This is a genomic window from Cellulomonas sp. C5510, from assembly GCF_019797765.1.
In the GTDB taxonomy this organism is placed as follows: Bacteria; Actinomycetota; Actinomycetes; order Actinomycetales; family Cellulomonadaceae; genus Cellulomonas.
In genome coordinates this window covers 3,376,298-3,402,230 of the sequence record NZ_CP081862.1, presented here as the reverse complement: position 1 = coordinate 3,402,230, position 25,933 = coordinate 3,376,298, and the positions used below count along the sequence as shown (strand labels likewise).

28 protein-coding genes and 1 tRNA gene are annotated in these 25,933 nt (G+C 75.3%); 9 read left to right on the top strand and 20 right to left on the bottom strand.

What is annotated here, in order from left to right; genetic code table 11:
* Window positions 1-42: 42 nt before the first annotated feature.
* From K5O09_RS15605 to K5O09_RS15540, 14 genes are all read right to left on the bottom strand, one after another.
* Window positions 43-738: an ABC transporter ATP-binding protein gene (locus K5O09_RS15605; RefSeq protein WP_370635477.1), complete on the bottom strand. Its 696-nt coding sequence runs from the start codon at window positions 736-738 to the stop codon at window positions 43-45.
* Window positions 735-1,661, bottom strand: coding sequence for an ABC transporter ATP-binding protein (locus K5O09_RS15600; RefSeq protein ID WP_222170362.1), 927 nt, complete (start codon window positions 1,659-1,661; stop codon window positions 735-737). The genes K5O09_RS15605 and K5O09_RS15600 overlap by 4 nt, the downstream gene beginning before the upstream one ends.
* On the bottom strand, window positions 1,658-4,318 hold the full coding sequence (locus K5O09_RS15595; RefSeq protein WP_222170361.1) for a hypothetical protein: 2,661 nt from the start codon (window positions 4,316-4,318) through the stop codon (window positions 1,658-1,660). Before K5O09_RS15595 ends, K5O09_RS15600 begins: the two co-directional genes overlap by 4 nt.
* Entirely contained in the window at window positions 4,315-7,371 is a 3,057-nt protein-coding gene (locus K5O09_RS15590; RefSeq protein ID WP_222170360.1) for a hypothetical protein, read from the bottom strand. The genes K5O09_RS15595 and K5O09_RS15590 overlap by 4 nt, the downstream gene beginning before the upstream one ends.
* A gap of 166 nt (window positions 7,372-7,537) precedes the next feature.
* Window positions 7,538-7,732 carry a hypothetical protein gene (locus K5O09_RS15585; protein WP_222170359.1) on the bottom strand — a complete coding sequence of 65 codons (195 nt, stop codon included), beginning with the start codon at window positions 7,730-7,732 and terminating at the stop codon, window positions 7,538-7,540.
* Window positions 7,733-7,971: 239 nt separating this feature from the next.
* Entirely contained in the window at window positions 7,972-8,157 is a 186-nt protein-coding gene (locus K5O09_RS15580) for a hypothetical protein (RefSeq protein ID WP_222170358.1), read from the bottom strand.
* A gap of 1 nt (window position 8,158) precedes the next feature.
* The gene (locus K5O09_RS15575) at window positions 8,159-8,761 is read right to left on the bottom strand and encodes an RHS repeat-associated core domain-containing protein (RefSeq protein ID WP_222170357.1); all 603 of its coding nucleotides are present in this window, start codon (window positions 8,759-8,761) and stop codon (window positions 8,159-8,161) included.
* Window positions 8,762-8,986: 225 nt separating this feature from the next.
* A tRNA-Lys gene (locus K5O09_RS15570) sits at window positions 8,987-9,059 on the bottom strand.
* 309 nt (window positions 9,060-9,368) lie between these two features.
* Window positions 9,369-10,487: a hypothetical protein gene (locus K5O09_RS15565; RefSeq protein WP_222170356.1), complete on the bottom strand. Its 1,119-nt coding sequence runs from the start codon at window positions 10,485-10,487 to the stop codon at window positions 9,369-9,371.
* The gene (locus tag K5O09_RS15560) at window positions 10,484-11,116 is read right to left on the bottom strand and encodes an ABC transporter ATP-binding protein (protein ID WP_222170355.1); all 633 of its coding nucleotides are present in this window, start codon (window positions 11,114-11,116) and stop codon (window positions 10,484-10,486) included. Before K5O09_RS15560 ends, K5O09_RS15565 begins: the two co-directional genes overlap by 4 nt.
* Entirely contained in the window at window positions 11,104-12,135 is a 1,032-nt protein-coding gene (locus K5O09_RS15555; RefSeq protein ID WP_222170354.1) for a peptidoglycan-binding protein, read from the bottom strand. The genes K5O09_RS15560 and K5O09_RS15555 overlap by 13 nt, the downstream gene beginning before the upstream one ends.
* On the bottom strand, window positions 12,135-12,446 hold the full coding sequence (locus tag K5O09_RS15550) for a hypothetical protein (RefSeq protein WP_222170353.1): 312 nt from the start codon (window positions 12,444-12,446) through the stop codon (window positions 12,135-12,137). The genes K5O09_RS15555 and K5O09_RS15550 overlap by 1 nt, the downstream gene beginning before the upstream one ends.
* On the bottom strand, window positions 12,443-12,958 hold the full coding sequence (locus tag K5O09_RS15545) for a hypothetical protein (protein WP_222170352.1): 516 nt from the start codon (window positions 12,956-12,958) through the stop codon (window positions 12,443-12,445). The genes K5O09_RS15550 and K5O09_RS15545 overlap by 4 nt, the downstream gene beginning before the upstream one ends.
* Before the next feature lie 98 nt (window positions 12,959-13,056).
* Window positions 13,057-13,215: a hypothetical protein gene (locus K5O09_RS15540; RefSeq protein WP_222170351.1), complete on the bottom strand. Its 159-nt coding sequence runs from the start codon at window positions 13,213-13,215 to the stop codon at window positions 13,057-13,059.
* Window positions 13,216-13,523: 308 nt separating this feature from the next.
* On the opposite strand from K5O09_RS15540, the gene K5O09_RS15535 reads away from it, so the two are divergent.
* The 6 genes from K5O09_RS15535 (at window position 13,524) to K5O09_RS15510 (ending at window position 17,952) form a co-directional block, all read left to right on the top strand.
* Complete coding sequence (locus tag K5O09_RS15535; RefSeq protein ID WP_222170350.1) at window positions 13,524-13,682, top strand: transposase; 159 nt, start codon at window positions 13,524-13,526, stop codon at window positions 13,680-13,682.
* 17 nt (window positions 13,683-13,699) lie between these two features.
* The gene (locus tag K5O09_RS15530; RefSeq protein ID WP_222170349.1) at window positions 13,700-13,888 is read left to right on the top strand and encodes a hypothetical protein; all 189 of its coding nucleotides are present in this window, start codon (window positions 13,700-13,702) and stop codon (window positions 13,886-13,888) included.
* 92 nt (window positions 13,889-13,980) lie between these two features.
* Window positions 13,981-14,361, top strand: coding sequence for a helix-turn-helix transcriptional regulator (locus K5O09_RS15525; RefSeq protein ID WP_255595721.1), 381 nt, complete (start codon window positions 13,981-13,983; stop codon window positions 14,359-14,361).
* On the top strand, window positions 14,358-15,296 hold the full coding sequence (locus tag K5O09_RS15520) for a cation diffusion facilitator family transporter (RefSeq protein ID WP_222170348.1): 939 nt from the start codon (window positions 14,358-14,360) through the stop codon (window positions 15,294-15,296). The genes K5O09_RS15525 and K5O09_RS15520 overlap by 4 nt, the downstream gene beginning before the upstream one ends.
* A complete protein-coding gene (locus K5O09_RS15515; RefSeq protein ID WP_222170347.1) occupies window positions 15,293-15,790 on the top strand; it encodes an isoprenylcysteine carboxylmethyltransferase family protein in 498 nt (165 codons plus the stop codon). Before K5O09_RS15520 ends, K5O09_RS15515 begins: the two co-directional genes overlap by 4 nt.
* Before the next feature lie 206 nt (window positions 15,791-15,996).
* Window positions 15,997-17,952 carry a BCCT family transporter gene (locus K5O09_RS15510; RefSeq protein WP_255595718.1) on the top strand — a complete coding sequence of 652 codons (1,956 nt, stop codon included), beginning with the start codon at window positions 15,997-15,999 and terminating at the stop codon, window positions 17,950-17,952.
* Window positions 17,953-17,980: 28 nt separating this feature from the next.
* Here the strand turns inward: K5O09_RS15510 and K5O09_RS15505 are convergent, their stop codons facing one another.
* Window positions 17,981-18,793: a MerR family transcriptional regulator gene (locus tag K5O09_RS15505; RefSeq protein ID WP_222170346.1), complete on the bottom strand. Its 813-nt coding sequence runs from the start codon at window positions 18,791-18,793 to the stop codon at window positions 17,981-17,983.
* Between the two features lie 78 nt (window positions 18,794-18,871).
* Between K5O09_RS15505 and K5O09_RS15500 the strand changes: the two genes are divergently transcribed.
* Window positions 18,872-19,225, top strand: coding sequence for a nuclear transport factor 2 family protein (locus K5O09_RS15500; RefSeq protein WP_222170345.1), 354 nt, complete (start codon window positions 18,872-18,874; stop codon window positions 19,223-19,225).
* 7 nt (window positions 19,226-19,232) lie between these two features.
* Here the strand turns inward: K5O09_RS15500 and K5O09_RS15495 are convergent, their stop codons facing one another.
* Genes K5O09_RS15495 through K5O09_RS15480 form a run of 4 tightly spaced genes read right to left on the bottom strand, consistent with a single transcriptional unit; the run spans window position 19,233 to window position 22,825 of the window.
* Window positions 19,233-20,033 carry an ABC transporter ATP-binding protein gene (locus tag K5O09_RS15495; protein WP_255595715.1) on the bottom strand — a complete coding sequence of 267 codons (801 nt, stop codon included), beginning with the start codon at window positions 20,031-20,033 and terminating at the stop codon, window positions 19,233-19,235.
* Window positions 20,030-21,067 carry an iron ABC transporter permease gene (locus K5O09_RS15490; RefSeq protein WP_222170344.1) on the bottom strand — a complete coding sequence of 346 codons (1,038 nt, stop codon included), beginning with the start codon at window positions 21,065-21,067 and terminating at the stop codon, window positions 20,030-20,032. Before K5O09_RS15490 ends, K5O09_RS15495 begins: the two co-directional genes overlap by 4 nt.
* A complete protein-coding gene (locus K5O09_RS15485) occupies window positions 21,039-21,803 on the bottom strand; it encodes a trans-aconitate 2-methyltransferase (protein WP_222170343.1) in 765 nt (254 codons plus the stop codon). Before K5O09_RS15485 ends, K5O09_RS15490 begins: the two co-directional genes overlap by 29 nt.
* Window positions 21,800-22,825 (bottom strand): ABC transporter substrate-binding protein, encoded by a 1,026-nt coding sequence (locus tag K5O09_RS15480; protein ID WP_222170342.1) that lies wholly within the window; start codon window positions 22,823-22,825, stop codon window positions 21,800-21,802. Before K5O09_RS15480 ends, K5O09_RS15485 begins: the two co-directional genes overlap by 4 nt.
* Window positions 22,826-22,900: 75 nt before the next feature.
* Here K5O09_RS15480 and K5O09_RS15475 point away from each other — a divergent pair, with 75 nt between their 5' ends.
* Window positions 22,901-23,476 carry a helix-turn-helix domain-containing protein gene (locus K5O09_RS15475; protein WP_222170341.1) on the top strand — a complete coding sequence of 192 codons (576 nt, stop codon included), beginning with the start codon at window positions 22,901-22,903 and terminating at the stop codon, window positions 23,474-23,476.
* Window positions 23,477-23,482: 6 nt separating this feature from the next.
* Here the strand turns inward: K5O09_RS15475 and K5O09_RS15470 are convergent, their stop codons facing one another.
* On the bottom strand, window positions 23,483-24,193 hold the full coding sequence (locus K5O09_RS15470) for a DUF1028 domain-containing protein (protein ID WP_255596397.1): 711 nt from the start codon (window positions 24,191-24,193) through the stop codon (window positions 23,483-23,485).
* Between the two features lie 169 nt (window positions 24,194-24,362).
* Here K5O09_RS15470 and K5O09_RS15465 point away from each other — a divergent pair, with 169 nt between their 5' ends.
* Window positions 24,363-25,928 carry an ABC transporter substrate-binding protein gene (locus K5O09_RS15465; RefSeq protein WP_222170340.1) on the top strand — a complete coding sequence of 522 codons (1,566 nt, stop codon included), beginning with the start codon at window positions 24,363-24,365 and terminating at the stop codon, window positions 25,926-25,928.
* Window positions 25,929-25,933: the final 5 nt, after the last annotated feature.

Sequence of the window (25,933 nt, the reverse complement as noted above, 5' to 3'; positions counted from 1 at the left end):
GCCGTTACGGGGTCTAGCGGCGAGCAGAGCCGTCGTAGTGGCTCACGCCAGCACGCCGGAGCGCAGCTCCAGGACGCGGTCCGCGCGCTCCGCGATCAGGGGGTCGTGCGTCGTGAGCACGGCGACGGTCCGGCGCTCGCGGACGTGCGCGAGCAGCACGTCCATGACCGTGAGAGCCGTCTCGGAGTCGAGCTGGGCGGTGGGCTCGTCGGCGAGCAGCAGGGCCGGCCGGGCGACGAGGGCCCGGGCCACCGCGACGCGCTGCTGCTGGCCGCCGGACAGCTCGTCCGGGCGCTGGCGTGCGTGCGCCGTCAGCCCGACGGCGTCCAGGGCGGCCGCCACCCGCTCGGCGCGCTCGGGACCGGGCACGTCCGCCAGGCGCAGCGGGACCTCGACGTTCTCGGCCGCCGAGAGCACGGGCAGCAGCCCGAAGGACTGGAACACGAACGCCGCGCGCTCGCGGCGCAGGCGCAGCAGCTCGTGCTCCGGCAGGGCGCTGACCTCGGTCGCGCCCAGGTGGACCGTGCCGGCGTCCAGGCGCTCGAGGCCGCCGAGCGCGTGCAGCAGGGTCGTCTTGCCCGATCCTGACCGGCCGCGGATCACGACGAGCTCGCCGGGTCGCGCCACCAAGTCCACGCCGCGCAGGGCGTGGACGGCGCGCGGGCCGCTGCCGTACGTCCGCACCAGCCCGGAGGCGCGCAGCCCGTCCGCGGTGACGTCCTGGGCGGGGGCGCTCACCGGTCCTCCTCGTCGCGCCCGCGGCCGCCCTGCGGGGCCGGGCGGTCGTGCGGCGAGACGCGCACGTGGTCGGGCTCCAGGCCCAGGCGCACCCGCTCGCGCAGGTCGAGCGCCTCGACGAACTCCCGCGGCAGCTGCAGGCGGCCGACCTTGTCGATCACGGCGAACTCCTCGTGCAGGTGGTGCTCGCGGCCGTGCTCGTCGACGGCGGTCCGGCGCAGCGTCTCCGTCGCGGTGCGCCCGTCGCGGATGCGGACGGTGCGGCGCACGTGCGAGGCGACCGCGGGGTCGTGCGTGACGATCAGCGTGGTCATGTCCAGCTCGGCGGTCACGTGGCGGATCGCCTCGAGGACGTCGGCGCTGGTCGCCTCGTCGAGCTCGCCCGTCGGCTCGTCCGCGAGCAGCACCCGCGGGGAGTTGGCGACGGCCGTGGCGATCGCGACCCGCTGCTGCTCGCCGCCGGACAGCTCGGCCGGGCGGTGGTCGGCCACGTGCGCGACCCCGAGGACCTCCAGCAGCTCGGCGGTCCGCGCGTGGCGCCCGGCACGCGAGCCGCGGCGGTGGGTGAGCTCCATCGGCAGGGCGACGTTCTCCGCGGCCGTGAGGTACGGCAGCAGGTTGCGCGCGGTCTGCTGCCAGACGAAGCCGACGGTGTCGCGGCGGTACACCTGCCGCTCGCGGGCGGACATCGCGGCCAGGTCGTGCCCCGCGACGGCGGCGCTGCCGGCAGTGGGCCGGTCCAACCCGGACAGGATGGTCAGCAGGGTGGACTTGCCCGAGCCGGACGCGCCCACCAGGGCCACCAGGTCACCGCGCTCGACGGACAGGTTGAGGCCCTGGAGCGCCTGCACCTCGACGCCCTCGGCCGTGAAGATCCGCACGACGTCCTCGCACAGGATCTCCGGCGCCGTCATGGTCGTCATCCTCCCGCTCCTTCCCGCAGCACACCGACAGGTGACACCCGCCGTGCGGTCGCGGCCGCCACGACGACACCGATCCCCACCACGACCGCCAGGCCCGCGCCGGTCGCGAGCAGGAGGCCCGCGTCGAGGGCGACCGGCGGCCGCTCGACCGCGCCGGTGAACGGCCGCAGGTCCGCCACGCGCAGCACCGACGACGGCAGCACCAGGCCGGTGACGACCCCGGCGATGCCCGCGACCACCACCGGGCCGAGCACCTCCGCGACCACGAGGCGCCGGTGGACGCGCGCCGGGGCGCCCAGCGTCGCGAGCAGCGCGGCCGTGCGGCCCCGCGCCGGGGCGTCCGCCACCAGCAGCAGGACGAGGCCGAGCGCGACCAGCGCCAGGCTCGCGGCCGCGACCAGCAGCATCGCGGTCCGCACGCCGGTGACGAGCACCCCGTCGGCGATCTCGGCGACGGCCTGGGCGCGGCTGGTCGCCGTGAGCCGGGCGCCGGTCGCCTCCCCGACGGCCGCGGCGACCTCGTCGGCGTCGGCCCCGGGTTCGAGGCGCACCAGCAGCCGGTCGGCCGTCGGAGTCCCGCCCGCGTCCGCCCAGGTCACGGCGTCGACGACCGCCCACCCGGTGCCGGAGGTCACGCCGGGGACCTGCTCGGACGCCACCGCCGCGAGGTCGAGCCGCCCCGCGGGCGCGTCGAGCGTCACACCGCCGGCCGGGACACCGGGGGAGACCAGCAGCCGGTCCGAGCCGGGGGTCAGGTCGACCCGGTCGCCGGGCAGACCGTCCTGCACCGCGGCGAGGGCGTCGGCGTCGACCACGGCCAGGTCCACGGTGGTGCGCGTGCGGTCGTGCCGCACGGTCACGGTCCCGACGTCGGCGACGGTGGCGAGCGCCGCGACCCCGGGCACGTCGCGGGCCGCCTCGACGCGCTGCTCGCCCAGTCCCAGCCCGTCGGCGGACCACGCGACGTCCAGGCGCAGGTCCGCGCCCACGTACTGCACCGCACTGCCCGCCGTGGCCTGCGTCATGGTCGCGACCGCGGTGGTCGCGAGTCCCGCGGTGGCGACGCCGAGCGTCAGGGCGAGCACCGGCACCAGGCCGGCCGCGGGCACCCGGGCGGCGCGCGCCACCCCGAGGAACGCGCCGAGGTCCCCGCGGCGGGCGACGAGACGCAGCGCGAGCCGGGCCGGCCACCGGTAGACCCGGCGCACCAGCAGCGCGGCCGACAGCCCGACCAGCACGGGCAGCACCGCGACGAGCGGGTCGGAGGCCGACGTGACGCCCAGCGCGACCCCGGTCGCGCCGAGCACGAGCAGCTCGGCCACCCGGGCCCAGCGCCCGCCCCGCCCGCCCCGCGCGCGCCGGCCGCCGTGCACCCCGGCCGCGGCCCCGACCATGAGCGCGACCGCGGCCACGGTCAGCACCGACGGCAGCACGAGGTCCGCCGGGTCCGTCCTGCCGGGCACCAGCAGGCCCAGCGCCAGCCCGGCCGCGGCACCGGGCAGGGCCGCGACGAGCGCCTGGGCGCCCACCAGCGCGCCGAGCCGGAGCGAGGACGCGCCACGGGCCCGCAGCAGGACCAGGGCGGCGCGCCGACGCTCCACCGCGAGCGTCGCGACCAGCCACAGCACGCTCGCGGCGACCCCGACCAGGCCGGCGACCAGCGTCCCGAGCAGCGTCGTGGCCGTGTGCTCGCGGCCGTCGGCGGCGGCCAGCACCCCCGACAGCCCGGTGCGCAGCTCCTGGGAGGCGCGCACCCCGTCCAGCTCGGCGGCGAGCGCGTCCCGGTCCACCTCGGCCACCGCCGCCGGGTCGACGGGGTACCAGGAGTCGACGCGGACCCCGCGGGGGTACATCAGGGCGCCGACGGCGCTCGGGTCGACGTAGCCGATGCCGTGGACCGTCCAGCCGCGGGCGTCGTCGCGGTCGACCGCGGGGTCCAGGACGCCGGGGAGGTGGTCCCAGGTCCCCGCGTCGGGGTCGACGGCCTCGACCAGCCCGGTCAGCCGCACCCGGAACGGCGCGTTGGCCGCGTCGACGGAGGTGCGGGTCTCGCCGACCCGCCATCCCATCCACTCGGCCGTCGCCGGGGTGAGCACCACGTCGAGGTCGAGCTGCGGGACGGTGCCCGCCGAGCGTGGCGCGTCCACCCAGTCCTGCGCGTCGGAGCCGACGGTGTCCACCCACGGCTGCACCGCGGGCGGGCCCGGCCAGCTCCCCTCGACCAGGCGCAGGTCGTCGTCGCGCGTCCCCGGCGAGAGCGCGAGGTCCATGGCGGAGATCCCGCTCGAGTGCGGCCCGAGGTCGACGACGAACGGCGGCCGGGTGAGCTCGAGCTCCGGCTCCCGCAGCACCGCGGCCAGGGCCGGGCCCACGTCGGCGACCCGATCGGTCACCTGCTGCTCGACGGCCGCCAGGCCCGCGAGCGCCTCCTCGCCGGTGGGCGGGGGCACGACCATCGCCTCGTCCGGGACGGTCGGCACCAGGTCGCGCTGCGTCGTGGGCAGCGCCTGCGCGCGGGCCGCGAGGTCGTCGCGCAGCAGCCGGTCCAGGGCCCGCGGCCAGCCGACGGTCAGCGCGACGAGCCCGGCGACCACCAGCGCGAGCACCACCAGCGACCACGCGCCGCCGGCGAGCTGGCGGCGCAGCACCCGGATCACGCGGCCACCTCCGCCCGCGGCGAGGCGGTGCGTGCACGCCGGGCGGTGTCGCGGGCTGACGCCGCGACCACGAGCGCCACGGCCAGCGCCGTCGCGCCGAGCCAGGTCGCGAGCGCCACGACGTCCAGGCCCGGCTCGACCGGCAGCGGCAGGGTGCCGCCGTCCAGGGCGTCGACGAGGGGTTGCGCGACCAGCAGGGCGAGCCCGGCGCCACCGACCGCCCCGGCGAGGGCGGCGGGCACCAGCACCCGCACCTGCTCGGCGACCCGCAGCGCGGCCTGCGTGCGGCCCGGCACGCCGACGCCGCGCAGCGCGCCGGTCTCGGGCCGGCGCGCCCGGGCCGACGCGCGGGCGGCCGCCAGCACGCCGCCGGCGGCGAGGGCCACGGTCGCCCAGGTGGCGACCCGGAACGCCGTGAGCGCCGGGTCGAGCAGGGGCGTCGCCCGCGGCTCGGCGCGCACCACGTCCGCGGCGATGCCGGCCCGCTCCAGCGCCGCCGGGAGCGCCGTGTCCGACGGGCCGTCGGCGGGCCACGCCCAGACCTCGCCGGGCGCGTCGACCGTCGACCCCGTCCAGAGCTGGGCGCCCGACCAGGCGTCGAGGTCGGCCAGCAGCGCGACCGGGTCCGCGGAGCCGGGCACCGCCGCGACCACCTCGGCGACCTCGACCTCGACGCGGTGGCCCGGCACGACGAGGGTCGTCGTGTCGCCGACCGACAGGGACAGCGCCGCCGCCAGCTCCTCGCCGGCGACCACCGGCAGCGGCCCGCCGGGCACGGCGGCGAGCCGGACCGTCGTGCCGGGGGCCACGTCCCCGGCGGGGACGTGCGCGACGGCGCCCGCGTCGTCGGGGCCCGCGGGGAGCGGGTTCGCCTCACGGCCCACGAGCAGGCTGCGCCAGGTGGCCGCGCCCAACGGGCCGGCGTCGGTGGCCAGGCCGGTCACCTCCACGCGGTGGTCGGCGGCGGCGTCGACGTGGACGTCGACCGCGGCGAGCGCCGTGGCGCCGGCCGGCAGGGGGGCGGACCACGTCGTCGCGTCCGCGTGGCCGGGGGCGTCGGGGTCGGGATGGAGCGTGAGGTCGACCGGCACGAGCGTGCCCGGCGCGGTGCGGACCCACGCGGCGACGCCCGGGCGGCCCAGTAGCTGGCCGGTCGCGGAGGTGTCCGTGACGGTCACGGTGGCCGTCAGCGTCGTGGCGCCCGGGGGCAGGGGGAGCCCGGTGTCCCCGGCCGCTGCGGGGTCCGCGCCGGGGCCCGCGGTGCCCGGCACCTCGTCCTGAGGCGCGCGGTGCAGCCGCGGCCAGGCGTCGCGTGGCACGGCGACCAGGTCCGCGGTCACCGCGCCCAGCGTCACGCGCGTGGTCGCGGCGCTGACGACCGTCGCCCCGGGGTCGGCGGTCGTGGCGGCCGCGAGCGCGGCGGTGACGTCGGCGGGGTCGTCGGGCGTCACGCGCAGGTCGGCGCCGGTCTCCACGGCGGCGCGGTCGGCCTGGAGCAGCGCCCAGGACCCGAGGAAGCCCGAGACGACGACGGCGGTGGCGACCGCGAGGCCCGTCAGAGCGGCTGTCGCGGCGTGCGCGGTGGGCCGCCGCGCCACCTGCTGCACCGCCAGCACCCCCAGGCCCGGCCGCCGGGCGGCCCACCGTCCCGTCGTCCGCGCGACGGCGGGGACCAGGGCGGCGGCGAGCAGCGCGATCGCGAGCAGCGACAGTGCGAGGGCGGCGCCGGCCAGCGGGTCCGGAGCCGCGCGGCCCCCGACGGTCCGCACCGGCGTGCCCATCGACAGCAGCCGCCACAGCCCCAGGCCGGCGGCCGCGAGAACCAGCGCCAGGACGCCCAGCAGGGCCGACCCGCGCAGCGGCCGGTCCGCGCGCTCCTCGCGCAGCGGCCCGCGCACCCGCACCCACGTCGCGCCGGCGAACACCAGGGCCACCCCGGCGGCCACCCCGGCCGGCGCCCCCACGGCGAGCTCGGAGGAGACGACGCCCAGCCCGCGCAGCCCGGCCACGGCGAGCGCACCGCCCACGGCCGACCCCACCACCCCGACGACCGCGCCCTCGACGACGGCCGCGCCCACGACCCGCCCCCGCGAGGCGCCCCGGGAGCGCAGCAGCACGAGCTCGCCGCGCCGCACCTCCGTCAGCAGGGCGGCGAGCTGCCCGAGCACGACCGCCCCCACCAGCGCCGCGAGCAGGGTGGCGGGTAGCGACAGGGCCCGCACCGTGCTCAGCGTCCGGTCGACGTCAGCCAACGTCGTGTCCAGGCCGTCCGTGCCCAGCACACCGAGCTCGTCGACCGCGTCGTCGGCCTTCAGCCCCGCCAGCGTCGCCGCGAGCGCGCGGCGCAGCTCGGGGACCCGGCCGGGCGCGAGACCGTCGTCCGGCACGAGGGTCCACCGCACCCGGACCGTCGCGGGCACCCCGTCCAGGGCGGTCTCGTCGACCCACACGGCTCCGTCGGCCTCGCCGAACCAGCGCGGGTCGCCCGGGTCGGTCGGCTCCCAGACGGCCGCGACCTCCACCTCGAGCGGGGTCGAGGACTCGCTCGCGCCCAGCAGCGTGAGCCGGTCGCCGGGCGCGACGCCGAGCATCGCCGCGGTGGCGCGGGACAGCGTGGCCGGGACGGGCGCGGCGGCTGTGGCGGTTCCGCCCTCCGGGGGCATCACGCCCTCGACGACGCCGACCTGCGCGGCCAGCCCGGGCTCGGCCGCGACCACCACGCCGGCACCGCCACCGTCGACCGTGAGCTCCGTCGACCGGTGGCTGCGCTGCACCACCACCGGCATCCCGTGCAGCGTGCGGGCCAGCACCTCCTCGCCGGCGGCGACCTGCGCGGCCGCGTCGTGCCGGGACCGCGGCGTCGCGACCTGCATCGCCGCACCGGTCGGCCCCGCGTCGTGCAGCGCCGCCGTCAGCCCCGCCTGCGCGGACAGCGCGACGTACCCGAGCACCGCGACCAGCGTGGCGCTCACCAGCGCCGCGATCACACCCACCAGCGCGAGCAGGCCCAGCTGGGCGCGCGCTCGGCGGCGCAGCAGGCGGGCGAACGTCACGGGCACTCCGGTGGGGTGGGCGGCCCGGGGCGGCGCGCCTCTGTGCGGGGGAGCCTATGACGCCGCGGGCGGTGACGGGTCCGGATGGGTCTCCAGGTTCCGGAACGCCCGTCCGCCAATCCCGGCGCTGGGGACTGAGCCGAACCCGCGGTGTCGCACGGCGTTGTCAGTCGGTTGGCGCGAATGCCGCTGTACCGACGCCCGCAACCATGATGATCAATCCCGTGGCAGCAGCGGCGCGGACGGCTCTGCCCCTCGGGGACTTCGGGTCCAGGTTCCTCGACAGGAAGGCGTAGCCGACGAGCCCGAAACCGATCAGGCCTGCGGTGATCGCAACAAGTGTTGCAGCGGTCTTGAGCACCTAGCACCCCGATCCACATGTCACAGCTGGACAGCACCAAACCCGGGACTGCCCTCGATGCCCGGCTGCCGCCAGGATGCCGCCCGCAAGGATTGCCCCAGCACCGGCTGCGCCAAGCCGAAGGAGTCTACCCGCCGTGGCCGCGGTGCTGACGGCGGTCATGGTGAAGGCCGCGATGCCGCATGCCATGACCTCTCCGACGGGTACGTACTGCCGACGCGCCCGCGCTCCAAGCGCGGTCACAAGGAGACGAACCACACGATCAGCGCCGCCAACGCGATGACGAATGCAGTCAGACCTCCGGCTCGCAGGCTTCGCCACCGCGGCGTGGTCGGGTCCACCCGACCCCAGAGCAACATGGCCAGGATCGTCAGCGAGACCAAGATCGACGCGCCGAAGATGAGACCGGCAGCAAGCGAGGTCATGTCAGCACCTTCCCACGGCCCCGAGCACCGTGAGGATGGCGCCCGCAGGGGCTACGGAGAACCCCGCCGCGGCCGCCACCCCTCCAGCGATCGCAGAGCCTTCGCTGATCGCTCCCGCGGTCATGCCAGCGGCGAGTACGCCGAAGCCGACGCCCGTAGCTGCCAGCGCGACGGCGTCGATTCCCAGACCTACCCAGGCGCAGGCGCTGATCGTTCCGGTCGGGTCGGTGAAGTTGACCGGGTTGTTCGCTGCGTAGGCGTACCGGTTCGCGTTCGCAGGGTCGAGAGATGCGTCGAGCGTGTCCATCTGCGTCCAGCGACCCTCGTGGGCGTCGTAGTACCGGGCGCCGTTGAGGGTCCAGGTGGTCGTCCGGTCGTTGAGGCCACCCGTGTAGAGGAAGGGCGTGAAGGTGACGCCGACTCCGGCGCCGTCCTCGAGGACTTCGGGGACGCCGTGGGGTCGAACTCCACGACGGGCTCGGTGGTGTTGTCGTCGGCGATGAGTGCCAGCGGTGAGCCGAGGTTGTCGTAGACGTACAGCCCGGTCTCGGCCGACTCGGTCCGCAGGGACAGCGGCGTGCCGAGCGCGTCGTGCTCGATGCACGCGGTCTCGCCTCCGTGGCGGACCTGTTCGATGAGCGGCTGGCCGAGCTGGTCGGTGCCCCCGAGGGTGTGTAGTCGTAGCTCTGAGCGGCCCCCCGCCGTTGCTGGCGGTCACGTCAGCACTGATGACGCGGTTGCCGTCGTCGTGGCGCGGATTCGGCCCCACGGACGGCTGACGCGGTCTCGCGATGCACGCCCTTCCGCTGGTCAAAGACCGAGAAAAAGGTGGGCCCCGTGGGGATCGAACCCACAACCCGCGGATTAAAAGTCCGCTGCTCTGCCAGTTGAGCTAGAGGCCCGGGTGATGAGGGGCTTCATTCGTGGAAGCCGAGGTACAACACCCGTGTCATCCGCGGGTGCCCGGTGAGGGTGCTGCGGGTGACGGATCGACGGTACAGGCTGGTCAGGCTCCGCCACCCTCGACTTGCTGACGGAGCTCGGCTGCGACTCCGCCCAGGGCTGGGCGCTCGGACGTCCCGTGCCGCCCGACCGGTTCACCCGCGACCTCCTCGGGGACGCAGAGGGCGTGCGGGCGGAGCCGCCCCCGCAGCAGCCGGGCGCACTGCCGGGAGCCCGAGCGACCCGCGACGTGTCGAACGGCGTCCCGGTCAGCGGTCCTTGAGGTCGGCGAGTGTGTCGCGGCGCGGGAGGGCGAACCACGCGAGGCTCGTCAGCACCGCCGAGGCCGCGCCGATGGCCGTGCTGGTGGCTGCGGCTCGCAGTGCGACCGGATCCGCGCGATCCACGACCACGAGGTACAGGAGCGTGGCGGCCCATGCCGCGACGGCGCCCAGCCCGAGAACGGCCAGCCATTCGCAGCCGCGCATGGTGAGCCGGTCGGTGGCGGTGGCGCCGAGCGTCCGGTACAGCCCGTCCTCCCCGCGGCGGTACCAGCTCACGACGAGCCACATCACCGCGACGACGACTCCCCCGAGGGGTGGTAGGAGGCGGGTGGTGCGCTCGTCGAACTCCTGGGAGTAGTCGCGGGAGAACCGCCCCCCGACGAGCCGGTCGGCGACCACCACCGGTTCGTCGGGCGTGGCCAGCACGGCGGGCAGGGCCGCGCGGATCGTATTCAGGTCGGCCGGTCGCGCCCGTACGTAGCAGCGGTCGACCGTGCCTGCTGTCGGTTGGGGGACCAGGACGACGTAGGCGTACTCGTCACCGAGTACGCCGGTGTCCACGCGGTCGCTGATCCGAACGGTGCCCACGGGTCCGCCCGGTGACGCCGGCCCCGCTGCGGACGGTGCGCTGGGGTCGACCTGCGCGGTGACCGGTGGCAGCAGTGTCAGGGCAGGCCCGGATCCGGTGTCCTGCTGCACGCGTGATGCGAGGAGCGCACCGCCGGCCTGCGCGTGCAGGAACCCGTACATCCCTGACGTGGCGGAGGCGACGGCCACGCGGGCGTCAGGCGCGGCCGCAGTGCCGGCACCGCCGGGGTGGCGTGTGACGCCGAAGGCGGCCTCGACGCCGGCCATCGCCGCCACGGCCTCACAGCGGCGTGCATCGAGCTGGGCACCGTCCGCGCTCGCGATCAGCACGGTGCCGCCGGAGTCGATCCACGCTGCCTCCTCGGTGACCAGGGTGGACACCTGTGTCGCGTCGAGCACTGCGGGCACGGCGAGGCCCGCGGCGACGACCGCCACCAGCGCGGCGCCGACCGCGCCGCTGGCCGCGAGCGAGCGCAGCCCCTCCTGTACGGCTTCTCGCCGGCGCCACCCCGTCACGACGGCACGAGCCGTCCGTCGTCCAGGCGCAGGACGCGATTGCACATCGACGCGACCTCCATGTCGTGGGTGACGACCACGAGTCCCCGGTCGCGGGTCGAGGAGAGCATCGTGTCCATGACGGCGCGCGTGGTCGATCTGTCCAGCTGGCCGGTGGGTTCGTCGGCCAGCACGAACGGGTAGGTCCCCACGAGCGCCCGGGCCAGGACGGTGCGTTGCAGCTCACCGCCTGACAGCGATCGTGCCGGGCGCTGAGCCAGGTGTGCGATGCCGACGTGGGGGAGCTGGTCGTGGGCCCGTGCCAGCGCCTCACCCCAGGCGAGACCGTCGTTCAAGGCGCCCAGGGCGACGTTGTCGATGACGGTGCGGCGAGGCAGTGCGTTGACGGTCTGCAGCACGAACGCTGCGTGGCCCGACGCGGACGTGCGCGTGCCGTCATCGTGCTCGATCCCGGCGAAGCCCGCCGACGGTGTCACCAAGCCGCCGAGCATCGCCAGCAGCGTGGTCTTCCCCGATCCTGACGGCCCGGTGACAGCGACCGACTCTCCGGGAGCCACCGACAGGTCCACGTCGTGCACGACCAGGCGCCGGGCGTACTGCCGGCCGACGCTGTCGGCTACGAGTCGCAAGTGAGGGCCTCGCGCACGTCTGCCGGGTTCACCAGGACCCGCTCGAGCGGCGTGTCGCGGTCCAGGAACACCACCCCGGCAGCGCTTCCAACGGGGTCGACGAGCGTGGGCTCCGCTTCGGCCCCCGGGTACACGCAGATGCGACCGTCCGTGTCGGTGACCACCGCTGTCGCCGGGACGACGGCGACGTCCTGCGGTTCAGCCGCCACGACCTGGCCCGCCCCCTCGTCCCCGCGCAGCGCCTCCACCAGCGCGCGTGCCTGCTCCGGGTCGGTGATCATCCCCGACCCGGCTGCGTAGGGGACCGATACGTCGCCCACCTCGACCATCAGGTCCGAGGCCGCCAGCCCGCCGGCCGGCTCGTCCACACTCACCCCCAGGAGCATCGCGGGCCCGACCGCCATCGCCTGCCCCGGAGCCACGACGTCGCCGACGTCGACCTGGAGGCTCTCCAGAGGGAAGGACTCCAGACCGATCCACACGACGGAGGCGGGGTCGAACACCTCTCCGCGTCGCCCGTGCTCGTCGTTCCACGCCCGGACCGCGCGGGCGGTGGAGGCGCCGAACGCGCCGTCCGGCTCGGCATCGAGGTAGCCGGTGGCCGCGAGGAACTGCTGCAGCCGCGTGACGTCCGGGCCCTTCTGCCCCGCCGACAACGCCCGGAACGGCGGCGCGCTGCCCGACATGGCCACGACGGGGATGTCGTCCACGCTCGCCACGGTCTCACCAGCCGCGACCACCGCGCCGGCCGCAATCTCCAGAGACGTCACCGTCCCGCCGACGGCGAACACCAGCTGCCTGCCCTCACCTCGACGCGCGGCCAGACCGACGACGCCGGACTCGGTGCGTGCCTGGCGGACGACGTCGGCGAGGACCGGCTCGGGCTCGGCGTCCCCGGCGAGCGGGCTCGAGTCCTGCCGCAGCACGACGACGGTCGCCGCGGCGGCCGCGAGCAGAGCGCACGCCAGCGCCCAGACCACGATCCACCCGCCGCGGCGACCGTCGCGTGCCCGAGCCATCAGTAGCCCGTGGCTTCGTGGAACACGACGACCGGGTTGTTCGCCGTCGTGTAGGACGACCCCGCGCCGCCCTTCCACGCCGTCCAGTAGTTGTTCGCACTCCACACCGGGTCGTAGTAGTGCCGGACCCCGATGTACGAGCAGTCACCCATCTTGTCCACGCGCGCCGAGTAGTCGCCGACGGTCCGGCTGTACCAGCCGCAGTCACCAGCACTCGCCGCGCCGACCGGGACGACCAACGCGAGGACCAACGCCGCTGCCGCGCTCGCCCCCGCAATCCGGAGCTTCTTGTCCATGATCGTGCCTCTCATCCCGTGAATCCCGATTCCGCGATGCAGTGCGGTCCGCCACGACCGACCACCGCCGCTGTGTGCATCTCCAGCACGCTGCGCGGCGCCGACGCGTCGACGTCCTCGCCGTTCTCCTCCAGGCACGTCACGACGGCCTGGCGGTACGGCTCGAAACGCTCGTCCACGACCTCCTGCACCTGAGGGGTGGACCGGTACAACCCCTCGATGAACTGCGAGTGCGTCCTGATGCACTCCTGGGAGATCGCGTCCGTCTCGGCGTCCGTCCGGCCGGTGGACGACGCGGCGTACGAGTAGTTGATCTCCGGGTAACCGCTGGCGTCCGTCACTGTGTCGCCGACAACGTCGATGCCCGCAGCCCGCAGGCACTCGACCGTCCGACCGACCGCTGCCTCGTACTGCTGGAACGTGACATCTCCGCTCTCGAGCACAGCCAGCTGGTCGTCGGATGCCCCCTGCTTGCGGGCGACCTCGACCGTCGCGTCGACCACCTCCCCCCAGCTGGGCGGGGTCATCTGGGACCCCGCAGCACCCGAGGAGCCGTTCGAGCACGCCGCGGCGAGCAACGCGACGGCGACGAGTCCGATGACGAGCCCAGGGCGCCGTCGTCCGCTCACGACGCCTGGGTGGAGTGCTTGATGTACACCGGCGTGTCAGGGGTGTAGTACGTGTGCCCCATCACCTGGCCGCCGTGCCAAGCCGTCCAGTAGTTGTTCGCGCTCCACACCGGGTCGTAGTAGTGCCGGACCGCGACGGCCTGGCACTGACTCATCCCCATCACCCACGCCGAGTCCCCGGCGGTCTTGCCGCTACGGACGTCGCACGAAGACGCCGACGCGGACTGCGTCCCGACCATCGCCACGCTGGCGGCGATTCCCAACGCGGCCAACACGGACATGACTTTGCTCATCACGAACCCCCTGCTCGATTCCGGCGTCGCCTTTGACGCCGTTCTTGCACAGTAACGGATCATCGAAGCGAACGTGGCCCGTTTCGCCGTCCGCCAGGTGGTCGAGTACATCGGCGCCCTGAACCGCCCCGGGTTCCGTGGAGGCTCCCAATCCACGGAGGATGAGGGTCATGGCTGCACCGAGGAAGTACTCGGACGAGCTGCGTGAGCGCGCGGTCCGGCTCGTGCTGGACGCGAAGAAGGACCCGGTGACGCGCCCGGCTGCGTGCCGACGGATCGGGGAGCAGGTCGGGATCAACCCCGAGACGCTGCGCCGGTTCTTCGTCTGATGACAGAATGCGAAGCCATGCGGGTGCTCGCCCTGATCCTCTGCATCAGCGCCTTTGTCGTGCTGTTCGCGATTCTCGGCGCCCGGTTCGTCCCGGCGCTGAGGCCCACCGGCAAGCCGATCTCGCGGAGGGCGGGGCTCGTCGCTCTCGGCTACTTCGTGCTCGCCCTGCTCGGTGGCGTCGCGCTCGTCGTGGCAACAGCATGAGGGTGGTCGCCGCTCCCTGCGGTCCTCAGGTCCGTACGCGAGTCCACCCTCAACCTGGACAAGCCGTCTGACCGTCGCGCTATCATCGCCACATGACGATGACAGCGCCCAGTATCGATCATGAGAACGACTCCCGTCCCGCCGACGACGCCGCCCTCACCGCCCCGACCGCCGCGCTGTTCCGCGCCCTCGGCGAGCCCGCCCGCCTCACCCTCCTGCGCCACCTCTTCACCGGCGAGCACTCCGTCCGCGAGCTGACCGACCACCTCGGGCTCGCGCAGAGCACGGTCAGCGCGCACCTCGCGTGCCTGCGGGACTGCGGGCTGGTGACCGTGCGGCAGCGTGGCCGGTCGTCGATCTACGCGATCGGCGACCCGGGGCGGCTCGCGACGCTGGTCGGCGCGGCGGAGGACCTGCTGCGCGGCGGCCCGCACCCGGAGGAGTGCACGCACCTCGCGGAGGACCTGTCGTGAGCCACGACCACGACCACGGCCACGCGTCCGCCGGCGGTGCGAGGCAGCCGGCGGACCACCGGCGCCGGCTCGCGATCGCGTTCGGGTTGACCACGACGGTGCTGGTCGCGCAGGCCGTCGGGGCGCTGGTGACGGGCAGCCTGGCGCTGCTGGTCGACACCGCGCACATGCTGACGGACGCCGCGGGGCTGGCGATGGCGCTGGTCGCCGCGCACCTGTCGCTGAAGCCGGCGACGTCGCGGTGGACGTGGGGGTATCGGCGGGCCGAGGTGCTCGGCGCCCTCGCGCAGGCCGCGGTGCTGCTGGCCGTCGGCGGCTACGTGCTGGTCGAGGGCGTGCGCCGGCTGGCCGAGCCGCCGGAGGTGCCGTCGACGGAGCTGGTCGTGTTCGGCGTCATCGGCCTGGTGGCGAACGTGATCGCCATGGCGGTGCTCGCCGGTGGCCGGTCGGCGAGCTTCAACCTGCGCGCGGCGTTCCTGGAGGTGCTGAACGACGCGCTCGGCTCGGTCGGGGTGATCGTCGCGGCGGTGGTGATCGCGACGACCGGCTGGCAGCAGGCGGACGCGGTGGCGGGTCTGCTGATCGGCGCGCTGATCGTGCCGCGGGCGATCCGGCTGCTGCGCGAGACCGGCGCGGTGCTGCTGGAGTCCACGCCGGCGGGGCTCGACCTCGACGCGGTCCGCGAGCACCTGCTGGGGGTGGAGCACGTGCGGGCGGTGCACGACCTGCACGCGAGCCTCGTCGCGACCGGGCTGCCCGTGGTCACGGCGCACGTCACGGTGGACGACGAGTGCTTCTCCGACGGCCACACGGCCCGCATCCTCGACCAGCTCCAGGAGTGCCTGTCCACGCACTTCCCGATCTCGGTGGAGCACTCGACGTTCCAGATCGAGCCCGCGTCGCACCGCACGCACGAGCGGCTGGGGCACGCGTGAGCGGCCGGGGCTCGACGGCCGTGCCGCCGGCGGTGCTCGCCGCTGCGGCCGGCGCCGCGCAGGTCGTGCTCGCGCGCCGCGCCCGGCCGACCGCGGCGTCGCTGCTGGCGGCGGCACCCGTCGCGGCCGCCGGGCTGGCGCTGGCGGGCGACGCGCTGCTGCGGTTCCGCCGGACGCGGACGACGATCGACCCCGTGGCGCCCGCGAAGGCGAGCACCCTCGTGGTGGCGGGTGCGAACCGGGTCACCCGCAACCCGATGTACGTGGGGCTGGCGGCCGTGCTGGTCGCGCACGCCACCGCCCGGCGGTCGTTCGCGGCGCTGCTGCCGGTCGCCGGGTTCGTCGCGGCGATGACGGCCGGGCAGATCCGGGCGGAGGAGCGGGTGCTCGCCGAGCGGTTCGGCGAGCCGTACGCCCGCTACCGCGAGGCGGTGCCGCGCTGGGCGGACGCCCGCTCGGCGCGGGAGGCCGTCCGGCTGGTCACGGCTCGCTGACGCCCGGACCGTGCTGCCGTCGTGCGGTGCCGCGGGCACTGCCGTACGCCGGCCGTACGACGTGGTACGTCTCGTGAACGACGGACCGGCGATCGCCCCCGGGGTGACCCGCGGCGGTCGGTCGGGCTCGTCCTCAGCGTGCGCGATCGCGGCAGACCCCTTACAGTCCTTGACCGGTTCTTGACCCCGGACGAAGGACGCACCCTGTGGGACGCCAGCACCGCACCGGACCCGACGGCGGAGGCCCTGGTCATCAGGGCGACCGCCCGACCACCCCGCAGCGCGCCGCGCGCATCATCCGGGAGGTCACCTCGCCGGGGACCCTCGACGGGCCGCACCCGGCGCTGCTCCCCGGGATCGGCGTCGAGCAGACGCACCGGAGGTTCCGCGTCGACACCGTGGTGTTCGCCGTCGCTGCCGCGGTGGTCGTCGGCGTCATCGCGTGGGGCGTGCTGTCGCCGGCGGGGCTCGCGGACTTCGCGGCGGCCGGGTTCGCGTTCGTGACGGTGGACTTCGGGTGGTTCTTCGGGATCCTCACGGTCGTCGTGTTCCTGTTCATGATGTGGCTCGGCTTCGGCCGCCACCGGGCCGTGCGGCTGGGGCAGGACGACGAGAAGCCGGAGTTCTCGACCGTGTCGTGGGTGGCGATGCTGTTCTCCGCCGGCATCGGCATCGGCCTGCTGTTCTACGGGCCGCTGGAGCCCATGTCGTTCTTCCTCGACGTGCCGCCGGCGTTCGCGGGCACCGAGGCGGGCAGCGACCGCGCGATGCACGTGGCGCTCGCGCAGACCCTGTTCCACTGGGGCCCGGTGGCGTGGGCGTACTACGCGATGGTTGGCGGGGCGGTCGCGTACGCCGCGTACCGCAAGGGCCGTACGCCGCTGATGTCCGCGCTGCTGGAGCCGATCTTCGGGCAGCGCAGCCACGGTGTGCTCGGCAAGGTCGTCGACGTGTTCGCGATCGTCGTGACGCTGTTCGGCACGGCGGTGTCGCTGGGCATCGGCGCGCTGCAGATCGGCCGGGGTGTCGAGATCGTCGCTGGGGTGGGACCGCTCGGCAACGCCGTCATCGTCGGGATCATCGCGGTGCTCGCCGTGGCGTTCATCCTGTCCGCGGTGTCTGGGCTGAAGCGCGGCATCCGGGCGCTGTCGAACATCAACATGGGGCTCGCCGGCCTGCTCGGGGTGTTCATCCTCGTGGTCGGGCCGACCGTGCTGCTGCTGAACCTCGTGCCCGGCGTGCTCATGACGTTCGTGGGCGAGCTGCCGACGCTGATGGGCCAGTCCGCGGCGACGGCGCCGGACGCGCAGGAGTTCATGAGCGCCTGGACCACCTACTACTGGGCGTGGTGGGTGTCGTGGACGCCGTTCGTCGGCATGTTCATCGCGAAGATCAGCCGCGGCCGGACACTGCGGGAGTTCGTGACCACGGTGATCGTGGTGCCGAGCGCGGTGTGCCTGGTGTGGTTCACGGTGGTCGGTGGCACGACGATGTGGCTGGAGCAGACCGGGTCGGCGATCAGCGAGGCGCAGTCGGGCCAGGACATGCTGTTCACGGTGCTCGGCGAGCTGCCGTTCGGCGCCGTGACGTCGGTGCTGGCGATGATCTCGATCGTCATCTTCTTCGTGACGAGCGCCGACTCGGCCTCGATCGTCATGGCGAGCCTGTCCGAGCAGGGCAACCCCGAGCCGCGGCGCTGGACCACGGTCGCGTGGGGCGTCGCGCTCGCGGCGATCGCTGCCGTGCTGCTGGTCGGCGGCGGCCAGGTCGCGCTGACCGGGCTGCAGAGCCTCATGATCGTGTCGGCGCTGCCGTTCGCGGTGGTCGTGATCCTCGTGATGGTGGCCTGGGCCAAGGACCTGGCGCGGGACCCGCTGACGCTGCGGCGCCGGTACGCGCGCGAGGCGCTCGACCAGGGCGTGCGCGCCGGCATCGAGGAGCACGGCGACGACTTCGTGCTCGGCGTCGTCGCCACGCCCCCGGACGAGGGCGCCGGCGCGTGGCTGGACACCGGGGACCCGGCCCTCACCGACTGGTACCGGCCGGAGGGCGACGGGGAGGCGGAGCCGCGGCCTGCCGTCGCGGCGTCCCCGGTCGTCGGCGACGAGCCGTCCGCCCGCGACGGGGACGACTCGCCGGTCGGCGCGGGGGACCGGCTGTGACGCGCGCGGCCCGGACGGCACCGCGCCGTCAGCGCGGCGGCGTCGCGAGGCGGAACACCGGCCACCCGATCTCGGTCCGCCACGCGGCCGGGTCGGGGGTGTCGCGCGGCCCGACGAGGTAGGTCTCCCGCACGGGCCCGGCGACCACGAGGGCGTTGGCGACCACCCACGCGCCGAGCTCGCCGTAGGTGACGTCGATGTCGTCGTGCTCGCCGGCGTGCGTGGTGACGGCCAGCTCGACGGCCGGCAGCGTCACCGGGTGCACGCGGCCGACCCGCGGCGGGCGGGCGGCGGGCCGGTGGACGACGACGTGCCCGCGGCCGTCCTCGAACAGCGCGTTGTCGTACGACCCGCCCGGGACGCCCGCGGGCTCCCCGGCGGCGTCGAGCGCGGCGTCGAGCTCGGCCATCGCGCCGGCGTACCAGGCGAGCACCTCGTCGTGCGCGACGTCGCCCTCGACGGCGGCGACCACGACCTCCGGGACGGCGCGCAGCTCGACCGGGAGCGGTGCCGGACCGGGGCGCAGCAGCCGGCGCAGCGACGCGACGGCGGCGCGGGTGCGGTCCAGCTCGGCCTCCAGCCGGCGCAGGTGGTCGGAGACCAGCGCGGCCCGGTGGTCCGGGTCGTCGGTGCCGAGGATCCGCCGCACGTCCGCCAGGGGGACGTCGAGCTCGCGCAGCCGGTGCACGACCTGCGCGACGCCGATCTGGTCCGGGTCGTAGGACCGGTAGCCGGTCACGGGGTCCACGTGCGCCGGCTCGAGCAGCCCGGCCTCGTGGTAGCGGCGCAGCGTCCGGATGCTCAGGTGGGTCAGGCGCGAGAACTCCCCGATGGCCAGCACGCCGTCATCGTGCACCCTCCCCCGGGGGGAGGGTCCAGCCGTTGACCCTCCCGCGGCGGCGGCGTGCACGCTGCAGCCATGACCACTCCCACCAGCACCCGCCCCGAGGACCTGCCCGCCGCCGTCCGCGCCTTCCTCGCCGCCCAGTCCGCCTGCGACGCCGAGGCGGCCGTCCGGGTCTCGACCCCCGGTGCCGTCGTCGTCGACGACGGCACCACGTACCGGGGGAGCGACGGTGTCCGCCGCTTCCTCACCCGGGCCGGGTCGGAGTTCACGTACACGACCACGCTCGTCGGCGCGGAGCGCGTGGACGACGCGCGCTGGGTCGTCACGCACCGCCTGGAGGGCGACTTCCCCGGTGGCGTGGTGGACCTGCGCTACCGGTTCGCCCTCGAGGGAGGGCTGGTGGCGGAGCTCGTCATCGCCCCCTGACCGCGCGTCACCCGCCCGCCGGTCCGAGCACCTCCACGCGCAGCCCCGCGTCGTCCCGCCGGACGTCGGCCCGGACGCCGAACACGTCGCGCAGCGTCCCGGCGGTGAGCGCGTCGGCGGTCGGGCCGGCGGCGTGCACCCGCCCGGCGCGCAGGACCACCAGCCGGTCGCAGTACCGCGCGGCCAGCGCGAGGTCGTGCAGCACGACGACCACGGTCGGCCCGGACGCGGCCAGGCCGGTGAGCAGCGCGAGCAGCTCGTGCTGGTGCTGGACGTCCAGGTGGTTCGTCGGCTCGTCGAGCAGCAGGACCTGCGGCTCCTGGGCGAGCGCGCGGGCGGCGTGCACGCGCTGGCGCTCGCCGCCGGACAGCGTGCGCCAGCGGCGCCGCCCGGTCCCGGACATGCCGACGAGGTCCAGGGCGTGGGCGCACGCGGCCTCGTCCTGCGGCGTGGGCGGGGCGAGCCGCCCGCGGTGGGGCAGCCGCGCCAGGGCGACCACGTCGGCGACCGTCAGGTCGGTGTCGGTGTCGCCGGACTGCTCCATGACGGCCAGGGTGCGGGCGCGCTCCCGGCGGGGCACGTCCGCGAGCGCCCGCCCGCCGACCCGCACCTGGCCGCGTCCGGGTGCGATCGCGCCGGACAGGGTGTGCAGCAGGGTCGTCTTGCCCGAGCCGTTGGGGCCGATCAGGCCGGTCACCCGGCTGGGCGGCGCGTCGACGTCGACGTCGTCGAGGACCGGCGCGGAGCGCCCCCGGACGCGGACGGTGAGACCGCGGCCGGAGATCCCGACCGGCCCGCCGGGGGTCACCCGCGCTCCCGGCGTCGGAGCACGACGAGGAACGCGGGGACGCCGAGCAGCGCGGTGACGACGCCGGCGGGGATCTGCCGGGGTGCGAGGGCCGTGCGCGCGACGGTGTCGGCGAGCACGAGGAACAGCGCGCCCCCGGCAGCGCTCAGCGGCAGGAGCCGGCGGTGCAGCGGTCCGGCGAGCGCGCGCACGGCGTGCGGGACGATCAGGCCGACGAAGCCGATCGCGCCGACGCTCGACACGACGACGGCGGTCACGGCGGCTGTCGTCACCAGCGCCACGGTCCGGACCGTGGCGACCGGGACGCCGAGCGCCGCCGCGGACCGGGCGCCGAAGGCGAACGCGTCGAGGTCGGAGGCGATCAGGCGCAGGACCAGCAGCGCCACCGCGGTCACGACGGCGCACAGCAGCACGGCGGGCCACCGCGCGGCGGCGAGCGACCCGGTGAGCCAGGCCGTCATCCCCCGTGCGGCGTCCGCGTCGCCCCACCCGAGCAGCACGAGGGTGGTGAGCGCGGCGAAGAGCTGGCCGACCACCACGCCCGTGAGGACGAGGCGCCCGGTGCTGGACGCGCTGCGCCCGAGCAGCAGCATGACGAGCGCGAACGCGGCCAGCCCGCCGACGAGCGCCCCGCCGGCCAGCGACACCACGCCGCCGCCGACCCCGGCCACGAGCACCAGCACCGCGCCCGTGGACGCGCCGGAGGAGATCCCGAGCAGGTACGGGTCGGCCAGCGCGTTGCGGGTCACCGCCTGGAGCACCGCCCCGCAGGTGGCGAGCCCCGCCCCCGCGACGCCCGCGAGGAGGACCCGCGGCAGGCGCAGGTCCCACACGACGGAGTCCGCGAGCGGGGCCAGCGGCTCGACGGGCAGGCCCAGGTGCGCGCCGAGCGACCGCGCGGTCTCGGCCCACGTGAGCTCGCCGCCGCCCACGGCCACGGCCGCGACCGCGACGGCCGCGAGCAGCAGCGCCGCCCCGGCCGTCGCGGCCGCCGTCCTCGCGGGCTCAGCGCTGCGCGAGGACGACGTAGTCATCGAGGTGCTGCCACACGGGGCCCGCCTCGCGGAACCCGCCGGCCCGCAGCGCGGCGACGTGGAACGCGAGCCCGAGGTCCGGGTTCGGCGGCCGGCCGGCGAACCGGCGCTCCCGCTCGGCGGCCAGGGGCGCGAGGTGCGGGTGCGCCGCGAGGGCCGAGAACCACTCGTCCCAGCTCAGCGCCCCCGCGGCGCGGTCGCGAGCCTGGGTGGCGGCGTCGTCGCGCCGGGCGAGCTCCTCGAACAGCGGGCGGCCGCCGGGCTGGCGCAGGTGGTCGGCGTTGAGCAGCACGCCCCCGGGCTCGAGCACCTCCGCGACGTCCCGGTACACCCGGGTGAGGACGTCCGCGGGCAGCCAGTGCAGCGCCGTCGAGGACAGCACGGCGTGCGGGCGCCGCCCGTCGAGCACCCGGGTCCACGTGGGGTCCCAGAGGTCCGCCTCCCGGAACGCGACGCGGTCGCCGTGGCCGGCGAGCGCCAGCCGGCCGAGCTCGAGCAGCATCGGGTCGTAGTCGACCGCGACGCACGTCACGCCGGGGAACCGGTCCAGCACCCGCGCGGAGACCGAGCCCGGTCCGCACGCCAGGTCGACCACGAGCGCGCCGGGCGGCACGGTCTCGGCCAGCACGTCGAGCATGACGGTGAACCGGTCCTCGCGGCGGTTGATGTACGCGGCCTGCTGGCGGTCCCACGCGGCGAGGTGCTCCCCGGCCCAGGCGGTCGTCGGGGCGCTCACGCGTCCGCCCCCGCGTCCGCCCCCGCGAACCCGACGAGCGCGTCCGACAGCGTCGCGAGCGCGTCCACGCTGCGGACCGACGGGTCCATCTCCGTGGCCGGGATCGCGACGAGCCGGTCGGCCCGGACCGCGGACAGCTCGGCGGTGACGGTGTCGTCGCGCAGCATCGCGGTCTTGTCGGCGGCGCTGTCCCCGGCGAGCCCGCGGGACAGGTCGGCGAGCACCAGGACGTCCGGGTCGCGCTGGGCGATCTCGTCCCAGCTCGTCTCGGCCCACTGCGCGTCGAGGTCGGCGAACGCGTTGCGGCCGCCGGCGAGCTCCGTGAGCGTCTGCGGCAGCCCGGTGCCGCCGGCCACGATGGGTGCGCCGTCGATCGTCGAGTACAGCCAGGCGACGTCGAGGTCGCCGGCGTCGGCCGCGGACGCGGTCACGGCGTCGAGCACCTCCTGCTGCTCGCGGACCAGCTCCGCTCCGCGGTCCTCGACGCCGAAGACGGCGGCCAGGTCCGTGACCTCGGCGAAGATCCGGTCGAAGCCGGTGTCCCCGGTGACGAGCGACGGGTCCTCGCAGTCGTTCGCGGACAGGTACGCGGGCACCCCCAGGTCGGCGAGCTCCGCGCGGGCGCCGACGGCGTCCGGGCCGAACGCCGAGGCGCGCATCGAGTAGACGAAGTCCGGGTCCGCCGCGCGGAGCTGCTCGGCGGTCGGGTACTGGGCGGCCAGCACCGGCACCGCGGCGTAGGCGTCGGCGTACTCGGGCGCGACGGCGTCGGTGAGGTAGCTCGTGCCGACCATCCGGTCCTCGAGCCCGAGCGCGAGCAGCAGCTCGGTGGCGCCCTGCTCGAGGGTGACGGCGCGCTGCGGCGGGGCGGGAACCGTGACGTCGAGGCCGCAGCTCGTGAGGGTCACGGCGCCGGCCCCTGCGGAGGGCGCGTCGCCGGCCCCGGCGGCGGACGACGGGGAGGGCGCGCACCCGACGAGCACGGCGAGCAGCGCCGTGACAGGAATGAGAATCGTTCGCATAAACGGGGATCGTACGCGACCGCGGACCCGTCCCGCGCCCCCCGCGCGACGTCGCCGCTCGCTAGTGTCGCCAGGGTGCCGGACGACGAGAAGCTCGAGATCGCCGCGCTGGGCGCCGCCCTCAAGGTGGAGCGCCAGCGCCAGCGGCTGTCCGTGAAGACGCTCAGCGAGCTGTCCGGCGTGAGCTTCGGCCTCATCAGCGAGCTGGAGCGCGGCAAGGGCAACCCGAGCTTCGTCTCCCTGCACCGGCTGGCGGCCGCGCTGCAGGTGACGCTGCCCAAGCTGCTGTCGGGCCTCGGCGGGGACGAGATGGTGGTGCGCGCGGACGAGCGGCACCGGCTGCCGGAGACGCCGGGCGTGGCGGCGCCGCCCGTGCGGGAGCTGCTCACACCCCGCATGCAGTCGAACCTGCAGCTCATCCGCTCGACGCTGCCGGCCGGCTTCACCAACGAGGGCCGGCCGTTCCGGCACCTCGGCACGGAGTCGGTGCTCGTGGAGGAGGGGCGGCTGCTGGTCGTGCACGGCGAGCGGCGGGTGGAGCTCGGTCCCGGGGACGCGATGACCTACGGCTGCTCGACGCCGCACTGGTGGGCGAACGCGCACGACGGCGTCACCGTGGTGCTCGGCGCCGTCTCGCCGACGGAGAGCTGAGCCGGCTCACGCGGCCGGCGACGACGCCCCGGGCAGCGCGAGCAGCCGCCCGAGCTCGTCGACGGGGTGCTCGCCGTCGTCCACCCGCAGGTCGACGGCGAGCTGCGGGGGCCAGATCCGCTCGGACGCGGTGCGCGCCACCTGGATCGCGGCGCTCTGGCGCCCGCGCCGGTCGCCGCCGGCGGCCTCCCCGGCCCGCAGCGCGGCGGCGAGGCGGTGCGCGAGCGCGAGCGCCGGGTCGACCGGCGACACCACGGGCGCGTCGAACGTCTCGGTGAGCGCCTCGGCGAGCTCGGGCTCGAGCGGCGGCGCCTGCTCCGGGACCCCGGCGCCGGAGGTCCAGGCGTCGAGCATCGCGTCGAGCACCTCGGGCCCCGTGAGCAGGTTGCCGACCACGACGACGCCCGGCGCCACGAGCCCGCCCGCCCAGGCCGTGCAGGACGCGCCGGTGCGGTGGGCGCCGCGGCCGTCCGGGGTCAGGGCGGCCACCTGGCGCAGCTCGGGCTCCTCGTCCCACTCGGGCACGCGGGCGACGGCGGCGGCGGGGGCCTCGCCGTCGGCGAGCGCGCCGAGCAGCAGGCCGCGCAGCCGACGGTTCGTCCAGGCCTGGCTGACCGTGACGCCGACGTGGGGCGCGACGGCGAGCACGGCGTTGCCCGCGGCCAGCGAGCGGCTGGCGGTCGCGGCGCCGAGCAGGCCGGGCTGGGCGACGAGGATCGTGTAGGTCAGGGCGGGCTCCGTGTGTTGCGGTCGTGTTTCGACTCGGCCGAGCGACTTGTCCGATTGTGGGGTGAGGGGTCAGGCTGATGCAACGATCAACATGGTGATGCATCCGCGGGTCCCCCCACCGCCGCGGCCGCGCACCCCGAGCCCACCCGGAGACCTCATGCGACGACCCCCCGCCCGCAGGGCCCTCACCGCCGGCGTCGCCGGCGCCGCCGCCGGGATGCTGCTGCTCTCCGCCTGCTCCGCGGGCGAGTCCGTGGACCTCGACGGCTCCGACGGCGGAGCCACCGGCGCCTCCGACCTGCCGGTGCTCCGGGCCGCGATCGCCGGCGAGCCCGACCAGCTCGACCCGCAGTCGACGTCCTCCTACTTCGCGTTCCAGGTGCTCGAGAACGTGTTCGACACGCTCGTCGAGCCGGACGAGAACCTCGAGATGCAGCCGGCGCTCGCGGAGTCCTGGGAGGTCAGCGACGACCAGCTCACCTGGACGTTCCACCTGCGCGACGGCGTGACGTTCCACGACGGCAGCGACTTCACCGCCGAGGACGTCGTCTACTCCTACGACCGGATCATCGACGAGGAGCTGTCGAACGCCTGGAAGTTCGCGTCCGTGACCGACGTCGAGGCCGTGGACGACCTCACGGTCGACATCACGGTGTCGCAGCCCACGCCGAACCTGCTGTCCAACCTGGGCGGGTTCAAGGGCATGGCGATCGTCGAGCAGGCGAACGTCGAGTCCGGCGACATCACGACGGCCCCGGTCGGCACGGGGCCGTTCTCGCTCGCGTCGTACTCGCCCGGCGAGTCGATCGACCTCGTGGCGAACCCCGACTACTGGGGCGGTGAGCCCGGCGTCGGCGGCGTGCACTTCACCTTCGTCTCCGAGGGCAGCACCGCGATCGCCGCGCTCCAGAACGGCGAGATCGACTGGACGGACTCCATCCCCGCGCAGCAGCTCGAGCAGCTCCAGGGCGCCGACGGCGTCGAGGTCGGCACCTCGCCGTCGAACGACTACTGGTACCTCGCGCTGAACGAGGCGCACGCGCCGTGGGACAGCGTCGCCGCGCGGCAGGCCGTCGCGTACGCGATCGACCGCGAGTCCATCCTCCAGGCCGTGTCCTACGGCACCGCGCAGGAGAACCAGCTCGCGATCCCCGAGGACTCGGTCTGGTACACGGAGTACGACGAGTACGACCTGGACCTCGACCGGGCGCGGGAGCTGCTCGCCGAGGCCGGCGTCACCACGCCGCTGACGCTCAACTTCCTGGCGACCTCCGACTACCCGGAGACCGTCACGGCGGCGCAGATCATCGCCAGCAACCTCGAGCCGCTCGGCATCACGGTCGACATCCGCACGGTGGACTTCGCCACCTGGCTGGACGAGCAGAACACCGGCAGCTTCGACCTGCTGATGATGGGCTGGCTCGGCAACATCGACCCGGACGACTTCTACTACGCCCAGCACCACAGCGACGGCGGGTCCAACGCGCAGGGCTACTCCAACCCCGAGGTGGACGCGCTGCTCGACGCCGGCCGGGTCGAGACCGACACCGACGCGCGCCAGGAGCTCTACGCGCAGGCGGCGACGACCATCGCGGACGAGGCGAGCTACATCTACCTCTACAACCCGTCGGTCATCCAGGCGTGGAGCACGGACCTCCAGGACTACACGGCGCGCTCCGACCGGGCGATCCGGTTCCGGGACGTGACCCTGGCCGGCTCGTGACGCAC